This window comes from Amycolatopsis sp. NPDC004079 (assembly GCF_040610415.1).
GTDB lineage: Bacteria > Actinomycetota > Actinomycetes > Mycobacteriales > Pseudonocardiaceae > Amycolatopsis > Amycolatopsis halotolerans.
Map to the genome: position 1 here is coordinate 1 of NZ_JBEXMH010000039.1, position 22,516 is coordinate 22,516.

Here is a 22,516-nt window from a genome sequence, read left to right on the forward strand (position 1 = left end):
GCCCCCAAGAGACGATTGGGTTGATAGGCCAGAAATGGAAGCACAGTAATGTGTTGTCGAGTTGACTGGTACTAATAGGCCGAGGACTTGCCCACGAAGATGTTACGCATCCACTCTACGGTTCTGAAACACCACACCGGCTGTCACCGTCTAGGTGGCGGGTGTGTGTTGTTTCGGAGTGTTTCGGTGGTTTTAGCGTCAGGGAAACGCCCGGTCCCATTCCGAACCCGGAAGCTAAGCCTGACTGCGCCGATGGTACTGCAACCGAAGGGTTGTGGGAGAGTAGGACACCGCCGAACTTACTTGAAGGAAGTCTGGGCCCCGGTCCGAGAACCCACGCGGTTCTCCCGGGGCCCAGACTCATGTTCGCGTCCGCTCGAGCAGGGCGCGGGCCGGCCGCAGGTCCGCCCGCGCGAGGTTGCTCCGAACGGGCCCGTAGGATAGTCAATTGGCCCTCGTACCGGGGGCCGTCCTCAGAATTCCAGAGTTGTCTATGGCAGGAGGCCAGGTGTCCGAGTTCGGTCGACGAGACTCAGCGGATGAGGGGTCCGGTCGGTCGGGACGCCGCGACCAGGACTCCCGCGGCGGCAGGTCCGACGCGCCCCGGGGAGACCGGCGCGGCGCGCGGCAGGACCGCGGCGGACGGGACAACGCCCACCAGGGCCGGCCCCGTCGGGACGACCGCGGCGCACGCGGTTCCGGCGGCTTCGCCGGCCGCCCCGGCCAGGGCGACGGTCCCCGCGAACAGCGCGGCGGATACGCCGGCAAACGCGACGACGACCGCGACTTCCGCCGCCGCGGCAAGCGCGAGTTCGACCGTCCGCAGGGCAAATCCTACGGCGACCGCTCCGGCGGACCCGGCGGCAAGTCTTCCTACGGCGACCGCTCCGGGCGTCCGGAAGGACGCTCGTCCTACGGCAACCGTTCCGAGGGGCGCTCCTCGTACGGCGAGCGTTCCGGCGGGCCCGGCAAGTCTTACGGTGACCGTTCGGGCCGTCCGGAAGGGAAATCCTCCTACGGCGACCGCGGGCGGCCGCAGGGCAAATCCTCGTACGGCGAGCGGTCCGGCGGGCGCTGGAACGACGACCGGCGCGGTGGCGACGACCGCCGTGGCGGTTACTCGGGCGGCGACGACCGGCGCGGGCCGGGCGGATACCGCGGCAAGGACTCCCAGGGCGGCGGTTTCCGCGACGATCGGCGCGGTGGCTACGGCGATCGCGACAACCGCGGCGGCAAGCCGGGTGATCGCGACAACCGCGGCAGTTATCGCGACGACCGCGGCGGCAAGCCCGGCGGGTACCGGGACCGGGACGACCGCGGTCCGCGTGACGGTGGATTCCGTGGCGGGAACCGGACTTCCGGTGGATTCCGCGACGATCGCACCGGCGGGAACCGGGGAGAGCGGCGCGACGACCGCGGGTTCCGTAGCGACCGCAATGACCGCGACGACCGCCGGGACAACCGTTCGGGCGGCTTCCGCGGCGATCGGCGCGACGAGGGCGGTTACCGCGGCGGGGATCGCCGGGACGATCGCTCCGGCGGGTTCCGCGACAACCGGCGGGACGACCGGCCGGGCGGGTACCGCGGCGAGCGGCGCGACGAAGGCGGTCACCGCGGTGACCGTCGGGATGACCGCTCGGGCGGGTTCCGCAACGACCGTGACAACCGTCGGGACGACCGTTCCGGCGGGTTCCGCACTGAGCGTCGTGACGAGGGCGGTTACCGGGGCGACCGGCGGGACGACCGGTCCGGCGGTAAGCGGCCTGGCGGCGACCGTCCGGGCGGGTTCCGGCGTGATCGCGACGGCGACTCCGGCGGGTTCCGCAAGGATCAGCGTGACAGTGGTTTCCGGAAGGACCGTCAGGACGACGGCTTCCGGGGGCGACGGGACGAGGTCGAGGAGACCCAGCCAGCCGCCGAATCCGCGGTAGCCGACGAGGCAACTGCGAGCGCTGACGTCCCGGCGGAGCGCGTCGAGCGTGCCGAGGTAGCTGAGGGCCAGGAGCGACGCGACACCAGTGAAGACCGGGGCGAGCGGCAGGACCGTCGGGAGCGCGACAACCGCAGCGACCGCGGCGGCCGGGACAGCCGGGGAGACCGCGACAGCCGTGACCGTCGCGACCGCAGGGACGACCGTCCCCGCACCAAGCGGCCGGTGACTGTCGAGGAGCAGGACGCCGCTCTGGCGCGCGAGCTGCTCGAAGCGCCGGAACTGCCCGAGGACATCGAGTTCTCCGACCTCGACGAGGAAGTCCGCCGTGAGCTGCGGACCCTGCCGAAGGGGCTCGCGGAGACCGTCGGGAAGCACCTGGTCGCCGCCGGCGGGCTCGTCGACAGCGATCCGGAGGCCGCGCTCGAGCACGCCCGGTACGCGAAGACCAAGGCGTCGCGGGTGCCGATCGTGCGCGAAGGGCTCGGGCTGGTCGCCTATCACGCGGGCAACTGGCAGGAAGCGCTGTCCGAACTGCGCGCCGTCCGGCGGATGACGCGCAGCGACGAGCACATCGCGATCATCGCGGACGCCGAGCGCGCGCTGGGCCGCCCGGAGCGCGCTCTGGACCTCGCCAAGGAGACCGACAAGGAACGGCTCACCAAGGCGACCCAGGTCGAGCTGGCGATCGTCGCGGCGGGTGCGCGGCGCGACCTCGGGCAGCTGGACGCGGCCGTCGTGTCCCTGCAGGGGCCGGACCTCGCGGCGGCCAAGCGCGACCCGTGGAGCGCGCGCCTGTTCTACGCCTACGCCGACAACCTCGAGGCCGCCGGGCGCAAGGAAGAGGCCGTGCAGTGGTTCCTGAACGCCGCTGAGGCCGACGCCGAGGACGAGACCGACGCCGCCGAGCGCGCCGCGGACCTCGCGAACGAATCGAACGAGGCGAACGCGCCGAAGGAGCCAGCCGAGTCGGCCGAGGCAGCGGAGCCGACCGAGTCAGGCGAGCCGACCGGGTCGGATGACTGACGTGGCCTACGACGCGCTGCTGTTCGATCTCGACGGCACCGTGTACCACGGGCCGCAGGTGATCGACGGGGCCGCGGAAACCGTGGCCGCCGTGCGCGAGCAGGGCACGGCGGTCCGGTTCGTGACCAACAACGCGTCAAAGGCCCCGTCCGCGGTCGCCGAGCACCTCCGGGACCTCGGCATCACCGCGGACACCGACGAGGTGCACACGAGCGCTCAGGCGGCAGCCGCGCTCCTGCGGGACCGGCTGCCCGCCAGCGCGAAGGTGCTCATCGTCGGCACGGCCTCGCTCGGCGACCAGATCACCGCGGCGGGGCTCGAGCCCGTGCGGACCGCGGGCGACGACGTTTCCGCTGTGGTGCAAGGACATTCGCCGGAAACCGGATGGGCGGACCTCGCCGAGGCGAGCATCGTGATCCGGGCGGGCGGGCTGTGGGTCGCCACGAACACCGACACCACGCTGCCGACCGAGCGCGGGCTGATGCCGGGCAACGGATCCATGGTCGGCGCGCTGAAGATCGCCACCGGCGCGGAACCGGTGGTCGCCGGGAAACCGGAGCCGTTGCTGTTCGAGACGGCTGCGCGCTCGGCGAAGGCGAAGCGTCCGCTGGTGGTCGGGGATCGGCTCGACACCGACATCGCGGGTGCGGTCGCGGCGGGTCTCGACTCGCTGTGCGTCCTCACCGGGATCGCGACTCCGGCGACGCTGCTCACCGCGATTCCGGCGGAACGGCCTACTCATCTGAGTGCGGATCTCACCGCGCTCGCGCGGCCAGCGGACGAATTGCGCGTCGGAAAGCGGTCCGGCTGGGAAATCAGCGAAAACGACGTGCTGACCGTGCGCGGCGAAGGGGACAAGCTCGACCTGCTGCGCGCGCTGTGCGATTCGGCGTGGCGGACCGGGGCGACCCAGGTGCGCGCGGAAGGCGACGCGGCCGCGTCGGCAGTGACCGGGCTCGGGCTCGCCTGACTGGTAGTTTGGGCCTGTGCACCCGAACGTTCCGCGGCCGGTTCCCGGACCCCCGCTGATCCCCGGACCCGGCCCGCAGCAGACTGACCCGCGGGCGGGCATCGACGAGGCCGTCGCCGGGCTCGACGACCTCGACACGCTGCCGCCCGCCGAGCACGTGGACCGCTTCGAGGCCGTGCACACCGAGCTGACCGTGGCCCTGTCCAGCATCGACAAGGTCTGACCGGCGTGGCCAAACGGGCCAGGCTCGACGCGGAACTCGTGCGGCGCGGACTCGCCCGCTCCCGCGAACAAGCCTCCGTGCTGATCACCGGCGGCAAGGTCACCGTGCGCGGCATGGTCGCCACGAAACCCGCCACCGGCGTGGAAAACGACGCGCCGATCGTCGTGAAGGACGAGGACGACCCGGGCTGGGCGTCGCGCGGCGCGCACAAACTCCTTGGCGCGCTTGACCGTTTCGGGCCGGAAGGGCTGACCGTCGAGGGCCGCCGCTGTCTCGACGCGGGCGCATCCACTGGCGGGTTCACGGATGTCTTGCTGCGGGGCGGCGCGGACAAGGTCATCGCCGCGGACGTCGGGCGCGGGCTTCTCGTGTGGAAGCTGCAGACCGACGATCGCGTCGTGGTTCTCGACCGCACGAACGTCCGCAACCTGACTCCGGACGTCCTCGGCGGCCAGGTCGACCTCGTCGTCGGCGACCTTTCCTTCATCTCGCTCAAGCTCGTGCTGCCCGCGCTCGCCGCCTGCGCCCGCGACGGCGCGGATCTCGTGCCGATGGTCAAACCGCAGTTCGAGGTCGGCAAGGACCGGCTCGGCAGCGGCGGCGTGGTCCGCGATCCCGAACTGCGCGTCGAATCCGTGCTGGGCGTGCTCGCCGAAGCCGCGAAGCTCGGCCTGTCGCTGCGCGGGGTCGTCGCGAGCCCGTTGCCCGGGCCGTCCGGGAACGTCGAATACTTCGTGTGGCTCCGCAAAACGGGGCCGGAAGACAGCGGCATCGACGACATCGGCGATGCCGAGCGGCTCGTTCGCGCCGCAGTCCAGGAAGGACCTCAGTGACCGCCGACCGTGAAGTGCTCCTCGTGGTGCACCCCGACCGGGACACCACCCGGGAGGCCGCCCGCGAGGTGTCCCAGCGATTCGCGAAGGCCGGGATCCGGCTTCGCGTGCTCGACGAGGACGTTCTCCGGCTGATCGACCCGGACGGCTGCATGGCCAAGCCGTGCACCGTGGTCGCGCCCGAGCACAATCCGGCCGAGGGGGCCGAGCTCGTGTTCGTGCTCGGCGGCGACGGAACCCTGCTGCGCGCCGCGGAACTCGCCCGCCCGGCCGAGGTGCCGGTGCTCGGCGTCAACCTCGGCCGCGTCGGCTTCCTCGCCGAGGCCGATTCGGACGCGCTCGCCGACGCCGTGCAGCGCGTGGTCGACCGCGAGTACCACGTAGAGGACCGGATGACGGTCGACGTCACGGTCACCGTCGACGGCGCGGAGATCTACCGCACCTGGGCGCTCAACGAGGCCAGCGTCGAGAAGTTCAGCCGCGAGCGGGTGCTCGACGCGCTGATCGAGGTCGACGGCCGTCCGGTGTCGTCCTTCGGCTGCGACGGCGTCCTGTGCGCGACGCCGACCGGCTCCACCGCGTACGCCTTCTCCGCGGGCGGGCCGGTGCTGTGGCCGGACGTCGAGGCGCTGCTGGTGGTGCCGAGCAACGCGCACGCGATGTTCTCCCGGCCGCTGGTCGTGTCGCCCGGGTCGGTGATCACCGTCGGCATCGACCCGACCGGTCCGAAAGCGGCGCTGACCTGCGACGGGCTGCGATCGTTCGACTTGGCGCCGGGCGCTTCGGTGCGCGTGGTGTGCGGCAGGCAGCCGGTCCGGCTGGTGCGGCTGTGGGACGGCGTGTTCACCGACCGGCTGGTGTACAAGTTCGGCCTGCCGGTGCGCAGCTGGCGCGACCGGCGCGGCGGGGAGCGTCCGGGCAGCTGATTCGCGACGCGCCCGCACAAGTGTTCGACCAGCGAAAAGAAGAGTTAGCGGACCTCGGGCGCACAGAACGTCGGTGCGGGCCGCTACCGTATGCGTCGTGCTGGCCGAGATGCGCATCCAGGGCCTCGGAGTCATCGAGGAAGCCCTGCTGGAACTGCACGCGGGCTTCACCGTGGTCACCGGTGAGACGGGTGCGGGCAAAACCATGGTCGTCACCGGGCTGCATCTGCTTTCGGGCGGACGGGCCGAGGCGTCGAAGGTCCGGAACGGGATGCTGAAGGCATTCGTCGAGGGCCGGTTCACCGTGGGCAAGGACGACGCGGCCGCCCGCATCGTCACCGATTCGGGGGCCGACGTCGACGAGGACGGCAGCGTCATCGCGCTGCGCACCGTCGCGGCCGACGGGCGCTCGCGGGCGCACCTCGGCGGCCGGTCGGTGCCGGTCGGGGTGCTGGCCGAGCTGTCCGAGCAGGTGATCGCCGTGCACGGGCAGAACGACCAGCTGCGGCTGCTGCGCCCGGCCGAGCAGCGCGCGGTGATCGACCGGTTCGCCGGCGAGGACGTCGGCGGGCCGCTCGCGCGGTACCGCCAGGTCCGCGAGGAATGGCTGGCCGTGCTCACCGAGCTGAGCGAGCGCTCCAACCGCTCCCGCGAGATGGCGCAGCAGGCGGACCTGCTGAAACACGGGCTGAACGAGATCGACGCGGTCGCGCCCGAACCGGGCGAGGACGTCGAGCTCACCGAGCAGATCAAACGCCTGGCCGCGGTCGACGAACTCCGCGCGATGGCCACCGAATCGCACGCGGCGGTGTCCGGCGCGCAGGACGGCGACCCGGACGCACCGGGCGCGCTCGGCCTGGTCGGCGAGGCGGTGCGAAGGCTCGCCTCGGCGGAGGATTCCGCGCTGCGCGACCTCGTGCCGCGGCTGGAGGAAGCTTCCACGCTGCTGAGCGACGTCGGCGCGGAGCTGGGTAGCTACGTCGAGAATCTGGACGCGGACCCGGCGCTGCTGGAGAAGGTGCTCGCGCGCCAGGCCGATCTCAAACGGCTCACCCGCAAGTACGCCGCCGATGTCGACGGCGTGCTGGCGTGGGCCGAGGACGCGCGGCGCCGGCTCGAGTCGATGGACACCTCCGAAGAGGCATTGGCCGGGTTGGCGTTACGCCGCGACGAGCTGGCTGTGCAGCTGGTCGCGCACGCCACCGAGGTTTCCGCCGCGCGCGGCAAGGCGGCCGCCGAGCTCGCGACGGCGATCACCAAGGAACTGTCCGGTCTCGCGATGGGCCAGGCGGAGCTGGAGATCACCGTCGAACAGCGTCCGGCCGAGCACGGCGACCGGCAGGCGCTCGCGATCGACGGACACGCGGTGCACGCGGGCCCGGACGGCGTCGACGAGGTGGAACTGCTGCTGCGGGCGCACAACGGCGCGCCGCCGCTGCCGGTGCACAAGGCCGCCTCGGGCGGTGAGCTGTCGCGCGTGATGCTCGCGATCGAGGTGGTGCTGGCGCACGCGGACACCGTGCAGACGCTGGTGTTCGACGAGGTCGACGCCGGGGTCGGCGGCCGGGCCGCGGTGGAGATCGGACGGCGGCTGGCGCGGCTCGCGCGCACGCACCAGGTCCTGGTGGTCACGCACCTTCCGCAGGTCGCCGCGTTCGCCGATCAGCATCTGGTGGTGGACAAGGGAACCAGCGGCGGCGTCACGCGCAGCGGCGTGAAGACGCTCGACCAGGGCGACCGGGTGCGCGAGCTGGCGCGGATGCTCGCGGGCATGGACGGCACCGAGACCGGCCGCGCGCACGCCGAGGAATTGCTTGCCACCGCGGAGAAAGACAAGGCGAAGAACACCGGCGCGAAGCGCAAGCGCGCGAAGAAGGGCTGAGGCGGATTCCATGACCTGGGCCACGCTGGCCGACGTCGAAGCCGAACTCGCCCGCGCGCGGCGGGAGGACGATCTCGACCGCTTCCTCGAACTCCTCGGCGACGAGGAGCTCTTCGTGCCGATCCACCGGGACGAGGCGGAGCGGCTCGCGCGGGAGCGGACCTGGTCGCCCGCGAAAGCCTGCTGCGCGCACGGCGGCGAACCGTCGCTGCAGGTGTTCACCCGCGGCGCGCTGCCGGATTTCGGCACCGACGTGGTGTTTCTCAGCGGGGATCTCGACTGGGCCACGCACGGTCTCGGCCACGGGGAACAGGTTGTGTTCAACCGCGGCACGCTCGCCGAATGGCGGGTGGGCGCGAACGCCGTGCTGCCGTGGGTCGACGCGAACCCGCACCGGGTCACCGCGGTGGAGCAGCAGGTCGAGCGGCTTTACACGGCCAGGTACGGGCTTCTCGACGGTCCGGTCGCGCACGCGCTCGCGTGCGGCGCGCACCAGGCGGTGCTGTCGGCCGAACCGTGGAACGTCCTCGACGCGCGCTACCACGATTACGTCGCCGAGGTCCGCGGCCTGCGCGACTGGTGGGGCGTCGCGGACGCGACCAGCTGGCGGGCCGCGATGGACCGGCTGCTCGGCGATTCCTACCAGCTCACCACCGGAAACCTCGTGCTCGTGCTGCGCGCCCGCAGCGGGCTGGCGCTGGACGTGTACGGCTGGGTCGAAGTGGTCCGGGAATGGTGCGCCGAAAACGACGCCGAGGACCAAGCCGAGCCGCTCGTCGACGCGGTGCGCCGGATCGTGCGGTACGAACAGCGGTTTCGCGCCGACGGCCTGCTCGCTCCGGACGGCGTGGTGGACAGCATCATCGGCTGGGACGTCGGCCGCGCGGTCGAACTGGCGCGCTGGGGCCTGGCGGTCGGGTACTGCGACGCGCTCACCGCGGAATTGATGGTGCTGGAGGCGGGCGCGATCGCCCGCCGCTACCACGAATCGTGGGCGGAACTGGCCACCGGCTATGTGCTGGGCAGGCTGCTGGCGCTCGACGGCGAGGAGTTCGGGCCGGAGTACGTTTCGGCCGCCCGGGTCCGCCACCGGCTGCTGAACGATCCCGCGAGCCCCTGGTCCACCCTCGATTTCGGAGCGTGCGGACCGCACAGTTAATCCCGGCTCCGCACTCCGCGCGACATGGCTCACCACAATGAGTCATGTCCGCTTCGGCGCGTCGGCTCCGTACCCACGCACAAATTTGTCACCATCAGCCACATGAAGCTCACTGGTCTTCTCGCGCGGAACCACGAAGCCCTTCCCGGCGTCATCGGTGTCGCGCGGGTCGACCGGCGCACGCGGGAGCTGCTGCGCCGGGTCAGCGCGGGCGACATCGTCGTGCTCGACCAGCTCGACCTCGACCGGGCCACCGCCGACGCGCTGGTCGCCGCCGAGGTCGCCGCGGTGGTCAACGCCTCGCCGTCGATCTCCGGCCGGTTCCCCAACCTCGGCCCGGAAATCCTGGTGGCGGCGGGCATCCCGCTGATCGACTCGGTCGGCGGCGAACTGCTGCGCACCGTCAAGGACGGCACGAAGCTGCGCGTGCACGAGGGCGCGGTCTACCTGGGGGAGCGGCAGCTGGCGACCGGGGTCGAGCAGACCCCGGAAAGCGTCGCCGACCAGATGATCGAGGCCAAGGCCGGGATGTCCACCCAGCTGGAAGCCTTCTCCGCCAACACGATCGAGTTCCTCCGCCGCGAGCGGACGCTGATCCTCGACGGCGTCGGCGTGCCGGAGCTGAAGGTCCCGGTGCGCGACCGGCACGTGCTGGTCGTCGCCGCGGGGAACGGGCACGCCGAGGACCTCAAGAAGCTCAAGAAGTACATCGGCGAGCACCGGCCGGTGCTGGTCGGCGTCGACGCCGGCGCGGACACCCTGCGCGCGCAGGGCTACCAGCCGGACGTCATGGTCGGCGACCCGACCGGGATCGGCACCGCGACGCTGCGCAGCGGCGGCGAGGTCGTCGTCCCCGCGCAGCCGGACGGGCACGCCCCGGGCGTCGAGCGGATCCAGGACCTCGGGATCGGCGCGGTCACCTTCCCCGCGACCGGCAACGCCGAGGACCTCGCCCTGCTGCTGGCCGACGCGCACGGCGCGAGCCTCGTCGTCACCGTCGGGTTCCAGGCCACGCTGCGGGAATTCCTCGACCACGGCCGGTCCGGGTCGAACCCGTCCACGTTCCTCACGCGGCTCAAGCTCGGCACCAAGCTGGTCGACGGCAAGGCCGTCGCGACGCTGCACCGCAGCCGGGTGTCGCTCGGCGCGGTCGCCCTGCTCGTCCTCGCCGCCATCGTCGTCGTCGTGGCCGCGCTGCTGGTCTCCGACGTCGGCTCCGTCTACCTCGAGTGGATCCAGCACACCTGGTCCACGTTCGTCGCCTGGGTGAAGGGTCTCTTCACGTGATTTCCCTGCGGTACCACATCGTTTCCATCACCGCGTGCTTCCTGGCGCTGGCCGTCGGCGTGGTGCTGGGCTCGACCGCGCTCAACGGTTCGCTGCTGTCCGGGCTCGCGGACCAGAAGAAAGACCTCGGCACGCAGGTGTCCGACCTCGAGGCGCAGCGCAACGCGCTCAAGGCGCGGCTCTCCGACGCGGACGCGTTCGCCGGGACGATGGGCCCCAAGGTCGTCGCGGGCGCGCTCGACAAGCGCAGCGTCGTCATCGTCACCACGCAGGACGCGCGCCCGGCCGACCGCGACGCGCTCAAGAAGCTCGTCGGCCAGTCCGGCGCCTCGGTGACCGGCGAATTGCAGCTCACCAACGCGTTCACTGACCCGGCGAAGGCCGACCAGCTGCGCGACGTCGTCACGCGGCTGCAGCCGGCCGGGGCGAAGTTCCCGACCGCGGGCGACTCCGGCACGCTCGCCGGCGCGCTGCTCGGTTCGACGCTGCTGCTGGACAAGGCGAGCGCGAAACCGCAGTCGAGCGGCGACGAACTCGCCGCCGCGCTCGGCGGACTGACCGACGGCGGCTTCGTGAAGCCGAGCCAGGGCGTGCAGCCCGCGCAGCTCGCGATCGTGCTGACCGGAGCCCAGGAAACCGGCGACGGCGCGGGGGACCGGGCCGCGACGATCGCGCGGTTCGCGGCACAGATGGACCGTTCCGGTGCGGGCACGGTGCTTGCCGGCGACCCGGGTTCGGCCGAGGGCGCCGGTCCGATCGGCGTGGTGCGCGCGGACACCTCGGCGACGTCGATCCTGTCCACTGTGGACAACGCGGATTCGGCGGCGGGCCGGGTCGCGACGATTCTGGCGCTGCAGGAACAGCTCAACGGCGGTTCCGGTCGTTACGGCATCGCGGGCAACGCACAGGCGATCGCGCCGGGCGTGACCGCTTCGGGGAACTGAACGAGAGACTTTCCGCCTCCCGCAGAAGAGTCAGCGGCGGTACTGGATTCCCTTCGAGGGTGGGGGAATCCGGTACCGCCGCTGACTTTGTCGCGCCCGTCGCGGTCGGGCGGACGTCGGCAATGCGGACAAGAGTCGGCGGCGGCACCGGATTCCCTTCGGGGTAGGGAAATCCGGTACCGCCGCCGATCATTCACGCGCCTGCTGCGGGGTCAGCAGGCGCCGTTGTCAGCCCAGACCGCGGCGCTGCCGGGCTGTTCGCCTCGCGTCCACCACTTGGCGGACCAGCGGTGGCCGTTGAAGGACACCACCGCGCCCGCGTTGTAGGACTGGGAGGTGTTCCACGCGGCCGGGCACGCGGTCGTGGGACCGCCGCCGCCCGCGCAGGCTCCGTTGTCCGTCCAGACGTCGGCGCTGCCGGGCTGCTCGCCCTGCGTCCACCACTTCGCCGTCCAGGTGTGGTTGTTGTACGACACGACCGCGCCGCCGTTGTAGACCTTGCCGGAGTCCCAGGCCGCCGCTGTGCACTGGCCGCCCGGCGGAGTCGTGGGAGTGGTCGGCGTAGTGGGCGTGGTCGGGGTCGTCGGAGTGGTCGGCGTAGTCGGGGTCGTGGGTGTGGTCGGCGTGGTAGGCGTGGTAGGCGTCGTCGGGGTGGTCGGCGGCGGGCCGGAACAGCCCTCCGTCGGCGCGGCGAGCCCGTCCACGACGGCGTGGAACAGCGTCGAATCAGGGTCGAGGTCATACAGCGAGAACATCATCGCGCCGCCGAGGCCGTTGCAATGGATGTAATCGGTGCGCGCCTTGATCGACTGTTTCGACGAGCCGCCGTAGAAGCTCGTCCCGTCGTAGAACCACGCGGATTGCGTTGTCGGGTCCCAGAACGTCGTCGACGGATTGTCGACCACGCCGGAAAGTTCCTTGTACATCGCGACCCCGGGAACGTTGCCGCTCAACGGATGCGGAGCGGACGGACCGGTGGCCGTTTGGTACAGCCCGTGGTTCGAGCCCGCGGGCACGCCTGTCCAGCCGCGATAGTAGAACGGAATGCCCAGGGTCAGCTTCGACGCCGGGAACCCGCCGGGGATGCCGTACGCCGGATCCCCTTGCGTGTAAGCCTTCATCACCTGATCGATGGTGTATTTCTCGGTGCCCGGCGGGATCGTCGGGGACGGGTCGTTCGGCGCCGGGTAAAGCGGGTCCTGGAAGTTCGTCGGACCGGTCTTGTCCCACGCGCCGTGCATGTCGTAGGTCATCGGGTCCGCGAAGTCCATGTACTGGTGGATCTTGTCGGTCTCGATCTTCGCGATCTTGTCCTGGCCGCCGGGCAGGGCGGCCGAGAGCGCGTAGTGCTTGCCCAGTGCGTCCATCTGGCTGCGGAACTCCGCCAGCAGCGCGGTGAAGTTCTGGGTGTCGTTCGGGCTGTAGTGGTTGCCCGTGTGCCCGCCGGGGTGCGCCGGGTACTCCCAGTCGATGTCGAACCCGTCGAAGATGTTCGCGGCGGTGCCGGGGCCGCCGAAGCCGCCCGCGTTCGGGATGTTGCCCTTGATGAACATGTCGATGCAGGAGCTGACGAACTTCTTGCGCGAGGCGTCGCTCGCCGCCGCGTCGGAGAAGTACTTCGAATACGTCCAGCCGCCGAGCGACAGCAGCACCTTCAGGTTCGGGTGCCGTGCCTTGAGTTCCTGCAGCTGGTGGAAGTTGCCGACGATCGGCATGTTGTAGGTGTCGGCGGAGCCGTCGACGCTGATGTCCGAGCCGAACGACTTCTGGTAGTCGGCGAACTGGTCGCCCGCGCCGTCGCCCGCGTTCGGGTCGTCCTCGCCGCCGGGGTCGGGGGTCGTCGCCTTGGTCGTCTCGAAGCAGGTGAGGTTGCTCGGGTCGATGTTCTCGAAGTCGTAGAGCAGGTAGTCGATGTTGTCGGCGATCTTGTCGACGTTCTTGAGGTAGTAGGCGTTCTGGTAGATGCTCCATTGGTCGAAGTAGGCGATGCGCATCCCTCCCGAGGAGGGCGCGGGCGTCGCGGTGGCCGGGGCGGGCCGGGCCAGGATGGTGAGACCGGCCACGACCACGGCGGCCAGGGCGGCGCAGGCCACGGCCAGCGGTCTCAAGGTCCGGTGGGGCATAAGCGTTTCTCCCTCGCACAAGCGAAGTCCGCCTGCCGCACGGGAATGCGCGGCAAGCGTCGGACAACGGGTGATCACTGCAGGAGCGGGGGCCGGCCCGCATTCGAATGTGAACCAGGGCACAGCCGGAGTCAATACTGTGGACTAGACCAATTTCCAGGCCGGGGCGTTTTGTGGTGAAGTGTCCGGAAACGCCCGACGAACGGCCTGTTCCAAGCGGGGCGAGTGGTCCGGTGGCATCGGTTCACCCGTACGGGTGTGGCTGACCCGACACCCGATCCGTGCGGCATCAGGCGAGTCTCAGGAAGATCATGGGTGGCTCACAGCTGCGCACGAGAGCCTGGCACCATGAGCGCCAACGACCCCGGGAGCACGGCCGAACGATGACCACTACCGAGATCCCGCTCGTCCGCACGGACGAGCCGGCGCCCGCCAGATCGCCGCACCTGCGGCAGCTCGATTTGTACCGCGTCGTCACGTTCGCCCTGGTCATCCTCATCCACGTGATCGGCTCCACGACGTTCCAGCAGGACGTGGTCGCCGACGCGATCCAGACGCCGCTGCACCTGACCCGCGAAGCGTTCTTCGCGCTGACCGCGTTCGTGCTCGTGCTGGGCTACCGGGACCGTCCGGTGCTGGCCGGGAAGTTCTGGCGCAAGCGGTTCCCGCTGGTCGCGGTGCCGTATGTGGTGTGGACGGTCATCTACCGGGTTTATTCGCTGATCACCTCGGATCAGCCGTTCGGGTCGATCGGCGCGCAGCTGCGCACGCTCGGACTGGACCTGCTCACCGGAAACGCCTGGTACCACATGTATTTCATGCTGGTGACGCTGCAGGTGTACCTGCTCTTCCCGTTGCTGGCCAAGCTGTTCGACCTGATCCGCCGGCGTCCGTGGACGGTGCTGGCGGTCTCCGGCACGATCCAGGCGGCGGTGGCGATCTTCATGAGCTACCCGCCCGCCGTGCTGGGCTACGGCTTCGTGAGCCAGTTCTTCGCGACTTTCGTCGTGTACCAGTTCTATATGCTGCTCGGCACCGCGGCGGCGCTGCACTTCGAGGCGGTGCACGCCTGGCTGCGCACGCATTCGCGCTGGGTGCTGCTGGCGATGGCGGGCGGGCTCGTGATCGCGGAGACCGGCTACTTCGTGAGCGTCCGCTTCGGGGAGTGGCCGGAGATGGCGTCGGACGCCTTCCGCCCTTACCTGATCCCGTGGTTCGTCGCGGCGATCGCCGGGATCTACCTGGCGGGCGCGCGCTGGGCGGAGAGCAGGCAGCGCGGCGGGCGGTTCGTGTCCTGGGCGGTGAACCGGTCGTTCGCGGTGTTCCTGACCCACCCGATCGCGATCGCCGTGCTGGACCCGCTGTTCGTGTACGTCGGCGACAAGTTCGGCGCGCCGTGGACGACGCTGGTGGCGTACCCGGCGACGATCGCGCTGACCTTCGGGATCGTCGAGGTGCTGCGGCGGCTGCCGTGGAGCAAGGCGCTGACCGGGCGCGCGCGGGTGCCGGTGCGCGCCTGAGCGGTCATTCGCCGGGCCAGGTCCGGTGTTTGTCGAGCGGGCGGGCGTAGGACCCGGCCCGGCTGGTGCGCAATCCCAGCGCCACCAGGGATTCCGCGAGCCGGACCGCGGCGGCGACGCCGTCGACCACCGGGATGTCGAGCATCGCCGACATCTTGCGGTCCAACCCGGTCATCCCGGCGCAGCCGAGCACGAGCACCTCGGCCCCGGCGTCTCGGGCCCGCGATCCCGCGGTGAGCAGGGCCGATTCGGTCCGTTCCTCGTCGCGCAGCTCCAGCACGCTCAGCCCGGTGCCGACGACCGCGACGCAGTTCCGGTCCACTCCGGCCGAATGCAGGCTGTCCTCGATCAGCCCGCACGTGCGGTCCAGCGTCGTCACCACTCCGTACCGGCGGCCGAGCAGTCCGGCGAGATGCGCCGCGGCCTCGGTGATGTCGACCACCGGCACGTCCAGCAGTTCCCGCGCGCCCTCGCGGCCGTGCTCGCCGAAACCGGCGAGGACGACGGCGTCGAACGTTTCCTCGGTGGTGCGCAACAGGTCCAGCACCGCCGCCGCGGACAGGAAGCTGTCCAGCCAGCCCTCGGCCGATTCCGGGCCCCACTTCGGCGTCAGCGCGACGATTTCGGTACCGGGGCTGGCTGCGGCCCGCGCTCCGGTCTCGATCTCCTTCGTCATGGCCTCGGTGGTGTTGCAGTTGGTGACGAGGATCCGCATCAAGCCCTCCGCTGGCGGTACGAAACGGCGTAGTAGAGCAACCCGGCGCTGGCGGTGCCGAGGAACCAGGAGTACGGCGCGGCCGGGGCGAAGAACGGCACCAGCGCGATCACCGCGGACAGCACGGCGCACGGCAAGAAGGTCGCCATCGCGCGCGGATTCACCTTGGGGTACTTGCCGTCGCGGACGAACAACTGCTCGACGTCGACCTCGCCGCGGCGGATCAGGTAGTAGTCGACGATCATGATCCCGAACAGCGGCCCGAGGAACGCACCGAGCCCGCCGAGGAAGTAGTTGACCACCACCGGCGACGAGTACAGCTTCCACGGCAGCACGCACAGCGCGGCGACGGCGCTGATCATCCCGCCGACGGTGAACGAGATCCGCTTCGGCCAGATGTTGGCCAGGTCGTAGGCGGGGGAGACGAAGTTCGCGACGATGTTGACGCCCATGGTGGCGATGGCGAAGGTCAGCGCGCCGATGATCAGCACCGGCGTGTTGTGCACCTTGGCGAGCAGTTCGGCCGGGTCGGTGATCGCCTCGCCGAACACCTGCAGGCTGCCCGCGGTGACGATCACCGACAGCAGCGCGAACGCCGTCGAGTTCACCGGGAGGCCCCAGAAGTTGCCGCGCCGCACCGTTTTCTGGTCCGGGGCGTTGCGGGAGAAATCGCAGAAGTTGAGCATCAGCGTGCCGTAGGTGGACAGGATCAGCCCGGCCGCGCCGAACCACTGCCGCACCTGCTCGCCGCCGGACAGGCGCCGCGGGCTGCTGGTGAACGAGATGTGCCAGTGGCTCGCGGCGAGGATCCAGACCGCGAGCGCGATCATCACGACCCAGATCAGCGGGCCGCACCAGTCCTGGAACTTCCGCACCGCCTCCATGCCTCGGGTCAGCACGAACGCCTGCACCAGCCACAGCGCCACGAAACACATCCAGCCGAGCGCGTGCAGGCCGAGGAAACTGTGCTCGGTCAACGGTTTCAGGCCGGGGTCGATCGCCAGCACGAGCAGCGTGATGGCGACGCTCGCGAGATAGGTCTGGATGCCGTACCAGAAGATCGCGATCACCGCGCGGATCAGCGCCGGGAGGTTCGCGCCGAACGTGCCGAAGCTGATCCGCGCCACCACCGGGAACGGGACGCCGGTGCGCTGCCCGATCCGGCCCATCAGGTTCATCCCGAAGAAGATGATCACGAACCCGAACAGCAGCGCGGTGAACACCTGCCAGGCCGACAGCCCGAGCACGAACAGCCCGGCGGCGAAGGTGTAGTTGCCGAGGTTGTGCACGTCCGACATCCAGAGCGCGAAGATGTCGTACACCTTCCAGCGGCGCTCCTTGGCGGGCGCGAGGTCCTCGTTCCACAGCCGGGGATCGGGTTCGGCGGTGCGGGTCGCGCTGGTTTCGGTGGACGGGGCGTGCGTCATTGCAGACCTCCGGTCGACGTGCCGGCAGCTTTGGTATCCCAAACTTGGGATCCCAAATATCGCTCCGCGTGGCTGCTGAGTCAACCCTCTACCCGATAAACTCGCCGATGTCCGATGTCGGCGAGAGGGGGACCGGTGGGTGCCACCGAGGATCGGCAGCCGCTGGCGGCGACGCGTGCCCGGGTGCTCGACGAGCTGCGCGAGCGGATCCTGACCGGGCGGCTGCGGCCGGGGGACCGGCTGGTCGAGCGCGAACTGGCCGAGGATCTCGGGGTCTCGCGGGTGCCGGTGCGCGAGGCGATCCGCAGTCTCGAATCCGAGGGGTTCGTGGTCGTGCCCTCGCCCCGGCGGGTGGTGGTGCGGCAGTTGGCGCGGGTGGATGTCGAGGAGCTGTTCGACGTCCGAGAGGCGCTGGAAAGTCTCGCCGCCGCGCGCGCCGCGGAACGGGCCGGGAAGCCGGAGATGCGGCGGCTGGAGCGGCTGCTCGCCGAGTCCGCGCGGGTCACCCAGAGTGGTGATGGTGCGCGGATCTCCGAGGTCAACAGCAGGCTGCACGACGAGATCGTCGCCGTCTCGGGCAACCGGCTGCTCACCACGATGCTGCATCCGCTCGAAGGCCAGCTGCGGTGGCTGACCAGTCAGAACGAGCACTGGGACGAACTGCTCGACGAGCACCGCCGTCTGGTGGACGCCATCGGATCCGGTGACGTGGAGCGGGCGCGCGAATACGCCGCCGAGCACGTCCGGGTCAACCGCGCGGTGACGTTGCGCGACCTCTTCGGCGACGACGAGCAGGACGAGCGTCCGGCGGGCTGAGCTGGGACGGACGCGCTGTCGACGCTGTCACGCCCGTCGGTCAGGTGCGGCGGGCTTCGAGGCGGGCCGCCCGCCAGCCCCGCACGGCCTGCGCCAGCGCGCCTGCCACCCGCACTGCTGGACCCGCTCTAGTAAGGTGACCCTAACTTCGCGTGAAGGGGTCGCTGATGGCGCACGTGCAGGGCGAGCCGGAGTGGGTGTCCACAAGGGACGGACGACGGCTGTACACGATGGTGTTGCCCGGTCCCGGCTCCGGTCCGACGGTCGTGTTCGAGGCCGGGGCGGGCGCGAGCCGCTCTTCGTGGGGGCTCGTGCAGCCGCTGGTCGGCGAGTTCGCGCGGGCGGTGGTCTACGACCGCTCCGGGCTCGGTCGCAGCGCGCCGGATCCGTCCGGGCGGACGCTGGACCGGATGGCCGACGACCTCGTCGACCTGCTGCGCCATTGCGGGCCGGGGCCGTACGTGCTCGTCGGGCACAGCGCCGGGGGACCGATCGTGCGGCTCGCCGCGTCCCGGACCTCGGCGAAAATCGCGGGTCTCGTCCTGGTCGACCCGACCGACGAAGCGGCGGATGTCTTGTTCTCGCCCCGATTTCGCAGTGCCGAGCGGGCTTTTCTCCGCACTGGCCGGGTTCTCGCGGCGACTGGGTTGCTGAAGTTCTTGTACCGGCCCATGGTGCGTGCCGCGCCCGAGGACGTCCGGCGCGATCTGGTGCGCGAAGGCTTTACGCCGCAGGTGCTGCGCACGCAGACCGAGCAGGCGCGGACGTTCCTTGACGAGCTGGCTGCCTGGCGGACGAATCCGCCCGCGCCGGGCGACTGTCCGGTGACGGTCGTGTCCGGCGGGCGTGCTGGGGACGGGATGAACGCCGCGGTGCGCGCGCAGGCGAATGCCGCGCACGCGCAACGGGTTTCGCCGCACGGACGGCATCGGATCGCGGAGAAATCCGGGCACCTGGTGCCCGTCACCGAACCCGAGGTGGTCGCCGACGAAATCCGCCGGATGCTCAGCTGACGGCGTCGGTCCAGGTCTCGACGAACTTCGGGAACGTCTTGCCGACGGTGTCCGGGTTCTCGACCAGCACACCGGGCACGCGCAGCCCCAGCACCGCCGCGGCCATCACCAGCCGGTGGTCTTCGTAGGTGTGGAAAACGCCGCCGTGCATCGGAGCCGGGGTGATTTCCAGGCCGTCTTCGAGCTCCGTGACGCCCGCGCCCAGCCCGGACAGCTCGGTGGCCAGCGCCGTGAGCCGGTCGGTCTCGTGGCCGCGCAGGTGCGCGACGCCGGTGATGCTCGACGCGCTCTCGGCGAAGCACAGCATCGCCGCGATGACCGGGGTCAGTTCGCCGACCTCGTGCAGGTCGAGGTCGATGCCGGGGAACGCGCCGCCGCCGGTGACGGACAGGCCGGTGTCGTCCAGGGTCGCCTTCGCGCCCAGCTCGGCGACCAGGCCGCGCAGCCAGTCGCCCGGTTGCGTGGTCTGCTTCGGCCAGCCCTGCACGCGGACGGTCCCGCCGCCGACCACCGCGGCGGCCACGAACGGGGCCGCGGTGGACAGGTCCGGCTCCACGACGTACTCCGGGCACGAGAGTTTCGCCGGCTCCACGTGGAATTCCGTGCCGGTACGGTCCACTGTGGCCCCGAACCGGCGCAGCATGTCCAGCGTCATCGCGATGTGCGGTTCGCTCGGCGGGGCGCCGCCGACCAGCCGCACCGTCACGCCCTGCTCGAACGCCGGACCGGCGAGCAGCAGCGCGGACAGGAACTGGCTGGAGGCCGACGAATCGAGGTCCACCCGGCCGCCGCGCAGCCCGCCGGTGCCCTCCACGGTGAACGGCGGCGCGCCGCGTCCGCCGTCGTCGATCCGCGCGCCGAGCTTGCGCAGCGCGGCCAGCAGCGGGTCGATCGGACGGCGGCGGATCGCCTCGTCGCCGTCGAACCGCACCGAGGCGTCGCCGAGCGTGGCGAGCGCCGGGGTGAACCGCGCCACGGTGCCCGCGTTGCCGAGGACGACCTCAGTCTCGTCGCCGCGGCCGCTGATGGTGCCGAGCGGGTGCACGAGGAAGCCGTCGATGGTCTCTTCCGACCGCGCGCCCAGCGAGGCGAGCGCGCCGAGCATCAGCCGGGTGTCGCGCGAATCGAGCGGATGGCGCACCCGGGTGGGCGCGCTCGCGAGCGCGGCGAGCACGTAGGCCCGGTTGGTGATCGACTTCGATCCGGGGACGCGCACCGCGGCGTCCAGAGAGGCGCCCGCGACCGGGGCGGTCCAGTGGTCATCGCGGAGGTTCGGCACGCCGCGAAGCCTAGCGCGGCGGGGGCGAACCGATTCCGCCGCGCCGGGGAGAGGCGTCGGCGAGCGATCTGGCGGGAGTGGGATATGCTGGCGGCCCGTGGGACTTCAGTCGCGGGCTACCAAGTATGTCTTTGTCACCGGAGGCGTTGCCTCCTCTCTGGGTAAGGGTCTGACGGCGTCCAGCCTCGGACAGCTGCTCACTTCGCGCGGGCTTCGCGTGACGATGCAGAAGCTCGACCCGTACCTCAATGTCGACCCCGGGACGATGAACCCGTTCCAGCACGGCGAGGTGTTCGTCACCGACGACGGCGCCGAGACCGATCTCGACATCGGGCACTACGAGCGCTTCCTCGACCGCTCTCTCGACGGCAAGGCGAACGTCACCACCGGTCAGGTGTACTCGGAGGTGATCGCCAAGGAGCGCCGCGGCGAGTACCTCGGCGACACCGTCCAGGTGATCCCGCACATCACCGACGAGATCAAGGCGCGGATCACCGCCGCGGCCGGGCCGGACGAGAACGGCGTCGCGCCGGACGTGGTGATCACCGAGGTCGGCGGCACGGTCGGCGACATCGAGTCGCTGCCGTTCCTCGAGGCGTGCCGCCAGGTGCGCCACGACGTCGGCCGCGACCAGTGCTTCTTCCTGCACGTGTCGCTGGTGCCGTACCTCGCCCCCTCGGGCGAGCTCAAGACCAAGCCGACCCAGCACTCGGTCGCGGCGCTGCGCAACATCGGCATCCAGCCGGACGCGCTCGTGTGCCGCGCGGACCGGGAGATCCCGGACGACCTCAAGCGCAAGATCGGCCTGATGTGCGACGTGGACACGGAGGCGGTCATCGCCTGCCCGGACGCGCGCTCGATCTACGACATCCCGAAGGTGCTGCACCGCGAGGCGCTCGACGCCTACGTGGTGCGCCGGCTGGGCCTGCCGTTCCGCGACGTCGACTGGACGGTGTGGGGCGACCTGCTCGACCGCGTGCACAACCCGAGCGAGATCGTCCGGGTCGCGGTGGTGGGCAAGTACATCGACCTGCCGGACGCGTACCTCTCGGTCACCGAGGCGCTGCGCGCGGGCGGGTTCGCGCACCGGGCCAAGGTCGAGATCGTCTGGGTCGCCTCGGACGACGCGCAGACCGAATCCGGCGCGGCGTCCGTGCTGTCCGATGTGGACGGTGTGCTGATCCCGGGCGGGTTCGGCATCCGCGGCATCGAGGGCAAGGTCGGCGCGATCCAGTACGCGCGCACGCACGGCGTGCCGCTGCTCGGGCTGTGCCTCGGCCTGCAGTGCATGGTGATCGAGAGCGCCCGGAACCTGGCGGGCATCGAGGGCGCGAACTCGGCCGAGTTCGACGAGGACACCAAGCACGCGGTGATCTCGACCATGGCCGACCAGCGCGACGTCGTCGCGGGGGAGCGGGACATGGGCGGCACGATGCGGCTCGGCGCGTACCCGGCGAAGCTCAAGGCCGGTTCGCAGGTGGCCAAGGCGTACGGCGCAAGCGAGGTGTCCGAGCGCCACCGGCACCGCTACGAGGTGAACAACGCCTACCGCAAGCAGATCGGCGACGCGGGCCTGGTGTTCTCCGGCACCTCGCCGGACGACCGGCTCGTCGAGTTCGTCGAACTGCCCGCGGACGTGCACCCGTTCTTCGTGGGCACCCAGGCGCACCCCGAGCTGAAGAGCCGCCCGACCCGGCCGCACCCGCTGTTCAGCGCGTTCGTGAAGGCCGTCGTGGACCGCAAGGTCGCCGAGCGGCTCCCGGTCGAACTGCCCGAGACGCCCGTGGCGGCTCGGTGAGCGCGCCCGGCACGCACGAGTTCTCCGTGGCCGGCAGCACGGTCGTCCACGTGGGACGCGTCGTCGGCCTCCGGGTCGACGACGTCGTGATGCCCGGCGGGGAAACCGCCAAGCGCGAGGTGGTCGAGCACCTCGGCGCGGTCGTGATCGCCGCGCTGGACGGCGAGGACAACGTCACGCTCGTCCACCAGTACCGGCATCCGCTCGGGCGCAGGCTGTGGGAGCTGCCCGCCGGGCTGATCGACCACCCGGGGGAGGACCCGGTCGACGCGGCCCGGCGCGAGCTGGCCGAGGAGGCCGGGCTCGCCGCGGGCAGCTGGGACACGCTGGTCGACGTCGCGGCCTCGCCCGGGTTCACCGACGAGGTGGTGCGCGTCTTCCTCGCGCGCGATCTGTCCGAAGTGGACCGTGACGTGCTCGGCGAGGAGGAGGCCGACCTGGTGGTGCGGAAGTTCCCGCTCGCCGAGGCGGTCCGGATGGCATTGGCGGGTGAGCTGGTCAACGGGGCGACCGTCTCGGGAGTGCTGTCGGCGCACGCGGTGCTGACCGGTGCGGCGGAGACGCGCCCGGCCGACGCGCCGTGGCAGGACCGGCCGTCCCGGTTCGCCCGCCGACTGGCCGAGGGCTGAATTTCCCGGTTCTGTC

Annotated in this window: 19 protein-coding genes and 2 rRNA genes; 16 read left to right on the forward strand and 5 right to left on the reverse strand. The window is 70.9% G+C overall.

Going from position 1 to position 22,516, the window contains the following annotated elements; translation table 11 throughout:
- Together ABZX37_RS31735 and rrf are read left to right on the forward strand one after the other, a co-directional pair.
- A 23S ribosomal RNA gene (locus ABZX37_RS31735) occupies positions 1-95 on the forward strand; the annotation flags it as partial.
- Positions 96-182: 87 nt separating this feature from the next.
- A 5S ribosomal RNA gene (rrf, locus tag ABZX37_RS31740) occupies positions 183-299 on the forward strand.
- Positions 300-532: 233 nt separating this feature from the next.
- Here the strand turns inward: rrf and ABZX37_RS31745 are convergent.
- A complete protein-coding gene (locus tag ABZX37_RS31745; RefSeq protein WP_354745783.1) occupies positions 533-2,362 on the reverse strand; it encodes a hypothetical protein in 1,830 nt (609 codons plus the stop codon).
- 30 nt (positions 2,363-2,392) lie between these two features.
- Between ABZX37_RS31745 and ABZX37_RS31750 the strand changes: the two genes are divergently transcribed.
- The 9 genes from ABZX37_RS31750 to ABZX37_RS31790 all read left to right on the forward strand — a co-directional run bounded on the left by ABZX37_RS31750 (position 2,393) and on the right by ABZX37_RS31790 (position 11,180).
- Entirely contained in the window at positions 2,393-2,956 is a 564-nt protein-coding gene (locus ABZX37_RS31750) for a hypothetical protein (protein WP_354745785.1), read from the forward strand.
- Entirely contained in the window at positions 2,949-3,926 is a 978-nt protein-coding gene (locus ABZX37_RS31755; RefSeq protein WP_354745787.1) for an HAD-IIA family hydrolase, read from the forward strand. Before ABZX37_RS31750 ends, ABZX37_RS31755 begins: the two co-directional genes overlap by 8 nt.
- Positions 3,927-3,942: 16 nt before the next feature.
- Positions 3,943-4,149: a hypothetical protein gene (locus ABZX37_RS31760; RefSeq protein ID WP_354745789.1), complete on the forward strand. Its 207-nt coding sequence runs from the start codon at positions 3,943-3,945 to the stop codon at positions 4,147-4,149.
- Between the two features lie 5 nt (positions 4,150-4,154).
- Positions 4,155-4,982, forward strand: coding sequence for a TlyA family RNA methyltransferase (locus tag ABZX37_RS31765; protein ID WP_354745791.1), 828 nt, complete (start codon positions 4,155-4,157; stop codon positions 4,980-4,982).
- Complete coding sequence (locus ABZX37_RS31770) at positions 4,979-5,908, forward strand: NAD kinase (RefSeq protein ID WP_354745793.1); 930 nt, start codon at positions 4,979-4,981, stop codon at positions 5,906-5,908. Before ABZX37_RS31765 ends, ABZX37_RS31770 begins: the two co-directional genes overlap by 4 nt.
- Before the next feature lie 97 nt (positions 5,909-6,005).
- On the forward strand, positions 6,006-7,790 hold the full coding sequence (gene recN / locus ABZX37_RS31775; protein ID WP_354745795.1) for a DNA repair protein RecN: 1,785 nt from the start codon (positions 6,006-6,008) through the stop codon (positions 7,788-7,790).
- Between the two features lie 10 nt (positions 7,791-7,800).
- Entirely contained in the window at positions 7,801-8,949 is a 1,149-nt protein-coding gene (locus ABZX37_RS31780; RefSeq protein WP_354745797.1) for a DUF1266 domain-containing protein, read from the forward strand.
- Between the two features lie 102 nt (positions 8,950-9,051).
- On the forward strand, positions 9,052-10,236 hold the full coding sequence (gene steA, locus ABZX37_RS31785) for a putative cytokinetic ring protein SteA (RefSeq protein ID WP_354745798.1): 1,185 nt from the start codon (positions 9,052-9,054) through the stop codon (positions 10,234-10,236).
- Positions 10,233-11,180, forward strand: coding sequence for a copper transporter (locus ABZX37_RS31790; protein ID WP_354745800.1), 948 nt, complete (start codon positions 10,233-10,235; stop codon positions 11,178-11,180). Before steA ends, ABZX37_RS31790 begins: the two co-directional genes overlap by 4 nt.
- A 212-nt stretch (positions 11,181-11,392) precedes the next feature.
- Here ABZX37_RS31790 and ABZX37_RS31795 read toward each other — a convergent pair whose 3' ends face one another.
- Positions 11,393-13,303 carry a glycosyl hydrolase family 18 protein gene (locus ABZX37_RS31795; RefSeq protein ID WP_354745802.1) on the reverse strand — a complete coding sequence of 637 codons (1,911 nt, stop codon included), beginning with the start codon at positions 13,301-13,303 and terminating at the stop codon, positions 11,393-11,395.
- 383 nt (positions 13,304-13,686) lie between these two features.
- Here ABZX37_RS31795 and ABZX37_RS31800 point away from each other — a divergent pair, with 383 nt between their 5' ends.
- Complete coding sequence (locus ABZX37_RS31800; protein WP_354745803.1) at positions 13,687-14,823, forward strand: acyltransferase; 1,137 nt, start codon at positions 13,687-13,689, stop codon at positions 14,821-14,823.
- 4 nt (positions 14,824-14,827) lie between these two features.
- On the opposite strand, the gene ABZX37_RS31805 is transcribed toward ABZX37_RS31800, so the two are convergent.
- Positions 14,828-15,538: an aspartate/glutamate racemase family protein gene (locus ABZX37_RS31805; RefSeq protein WP_354745804.1), complete on the reverse strand. Its 711-nt coding sequence runs from the start codon at positions 15,536-15,538 to the stop codon at positions 14,828-14,830.
- A complete protein-coding gene (locus ABZX37_RS31810) occupies positions 15,538-16,965 on the reverse strand; it encodes an NCS1 family nucleobase:cation symporter-1 (RefSeq protein WP_354745806.1) in 1,428 nt (475 codons plus the stop codon). The genes ABZX37_RS31805 and ABZX37_RS31810 overlap by 1 nt, the downstream gene beginning before the upstream one ends.
- 114 nt (positions 16,966-17,079) lie before the next feature.
- Between ABZX37_RS31810 and ABZX37_RS31815 the strand changes: the two genes are divergently transcribed.
- Together ABZX37_RS31815 and ABZX37_RS31820 are read left to right on the forward strand one after the other, a co-directional pair.
- The gene (locus ABZX37_RS31815) at positions 17,080-17,781 is read left to right on the forward strand and encodes a GntR family transcriptional regulator (protein ID WP_354745808.1); all 702 of its coding nucleotides are present in this window, start codon (positions 17,080-17,082) and stop codon (positions 17,779-17,781) included.
- Between the two features lie 167 nt (positions 17,782-17,948).
- Complete coding sequence (locus tag ABZX37_RS31820; RefSeq protein ID WP_354745810.1) at positions 17,949-18,794, forward strand: alpha/beta hydrolase; 846 nt, start codon at positions 17,949-17,951, stop codon at positions 18,792-18,794.
- On the opposite strand, the gene aroA is transcribed toward ABZX37_RS31820, so the two are convergent.
- Positions 18,787-20,073 (reverse strand): 3-phosphoshikimate 1-carboxyvinyltransferase, encoded by a 1,287-nt coding sequence (gene aroA / locus ABZX37_RS31825; RefSeq protein WP_354745812.1) that lies wholly within the window; start codon positions 20,071-20,073, stop codon positions 18,787-18,789. The genes ABZX37_RS31820 and aroA overlap by 8 nt on opposite strands.
- Before the next feature lie 97 nt (positions 20,074-20,170).
- Between aroA and ABZX37_RS31830 the strand changes: the two genes are divergently transcribed.
- Positions 20,171-21,871, forward strand: coding sequence for a CTP synthase (locus tag ABZX37_RS31830; protein ID WP_354745814.1), 1,701 nt, complete (start codon positions 20,171-20,173; stop codon positions 21,869-21,871).
- Entirely contained in the window at positions 21,868-22,500 is a 633-nt protein-coding gene (locus tag ABZX37_RS31835; protein ID WP_354745816.1) for an NUDIX hydrolase, read from the forward strand. The genes ABZX37_RS31830 and ABZX37_RS31835 overlap by 4 nt, the downstream gene beginning before the upstream one ends.
- The last annotated feature ends 16 nt before the right edge of the window (positions 22,501-22,516 follow it).

What these genes read in the sequence shown, in the direction of transcription:
- ABZX37_RS31755 (WP_354745787.1), top strand. Translation starts at nt 2,949, where the DNA reads ATGACTGACGTGGCCTACGACGCGCTGCTGTTCGATCTCGACGGCACC.
- ABZX37_RS31780 (WP_354745797.1), top strand. Translation starts at nt 7,801, where the DNA reads ATGACCTGGGCCACGCTGGCCGACGTCGAAGCCGAACTCGCCCGCGCG.
- steA (WP_354745798.1), top strand. Translation starts at nt 9,052, where the DNA reads ATGAAGCTCACTGGTCTTCTCGCGCGGAACCACGAAGCCCTTCCCGGC.
- ABZX37_RS31795 (WP_354745802.1), bottom strand. Translation starts at nt 13,303, where the DNA reads ATGCCCCACCGGACCTTGAGACCGCTGGCCGTGGCCTGCGCCGCCCTG.
- ABZX37_RS31800 (WP_354745803.1), top strand. Translation starts at nt 13,687, where the DNA reads ATGACCACTACCGAGATCCCGCTCGTCCGCACGGACGAGCCGGCGCCC.
- ABZX37_RS31805 (WP_354745804.1), bottom strand. Translation starts at nt 15,538, where the DNA reads ATGCGGATCCTCGTCACCAACTGCAACACCACCGAGGCCATGACGAAG.
- ABZX37_RS31810 (WP_354745806.1), bottom strand. Translation starts at nt 16,965, where the DNA reads ATGACGCACGCCCCGTCCACCGAAACCAGCGCGACCCGCACCGCCGAA.
- ABZX37_RS31815 (WP_354745808.1), top strand. Translation starts at nt 17,080, where the DNA reads ATGTCGGCGAGAGGGGGACCGGTGGGTGCCACCGAGGATCGGCAGCCG.
- ABZX37_RS31820 (WP_354745810.1), top strand. Translation starts at nt 17,949, where the DNA reads ATGGCGCACGTGCAGGGCGAGCCGGAGTGGGTGTCCACAAGGGACGGA.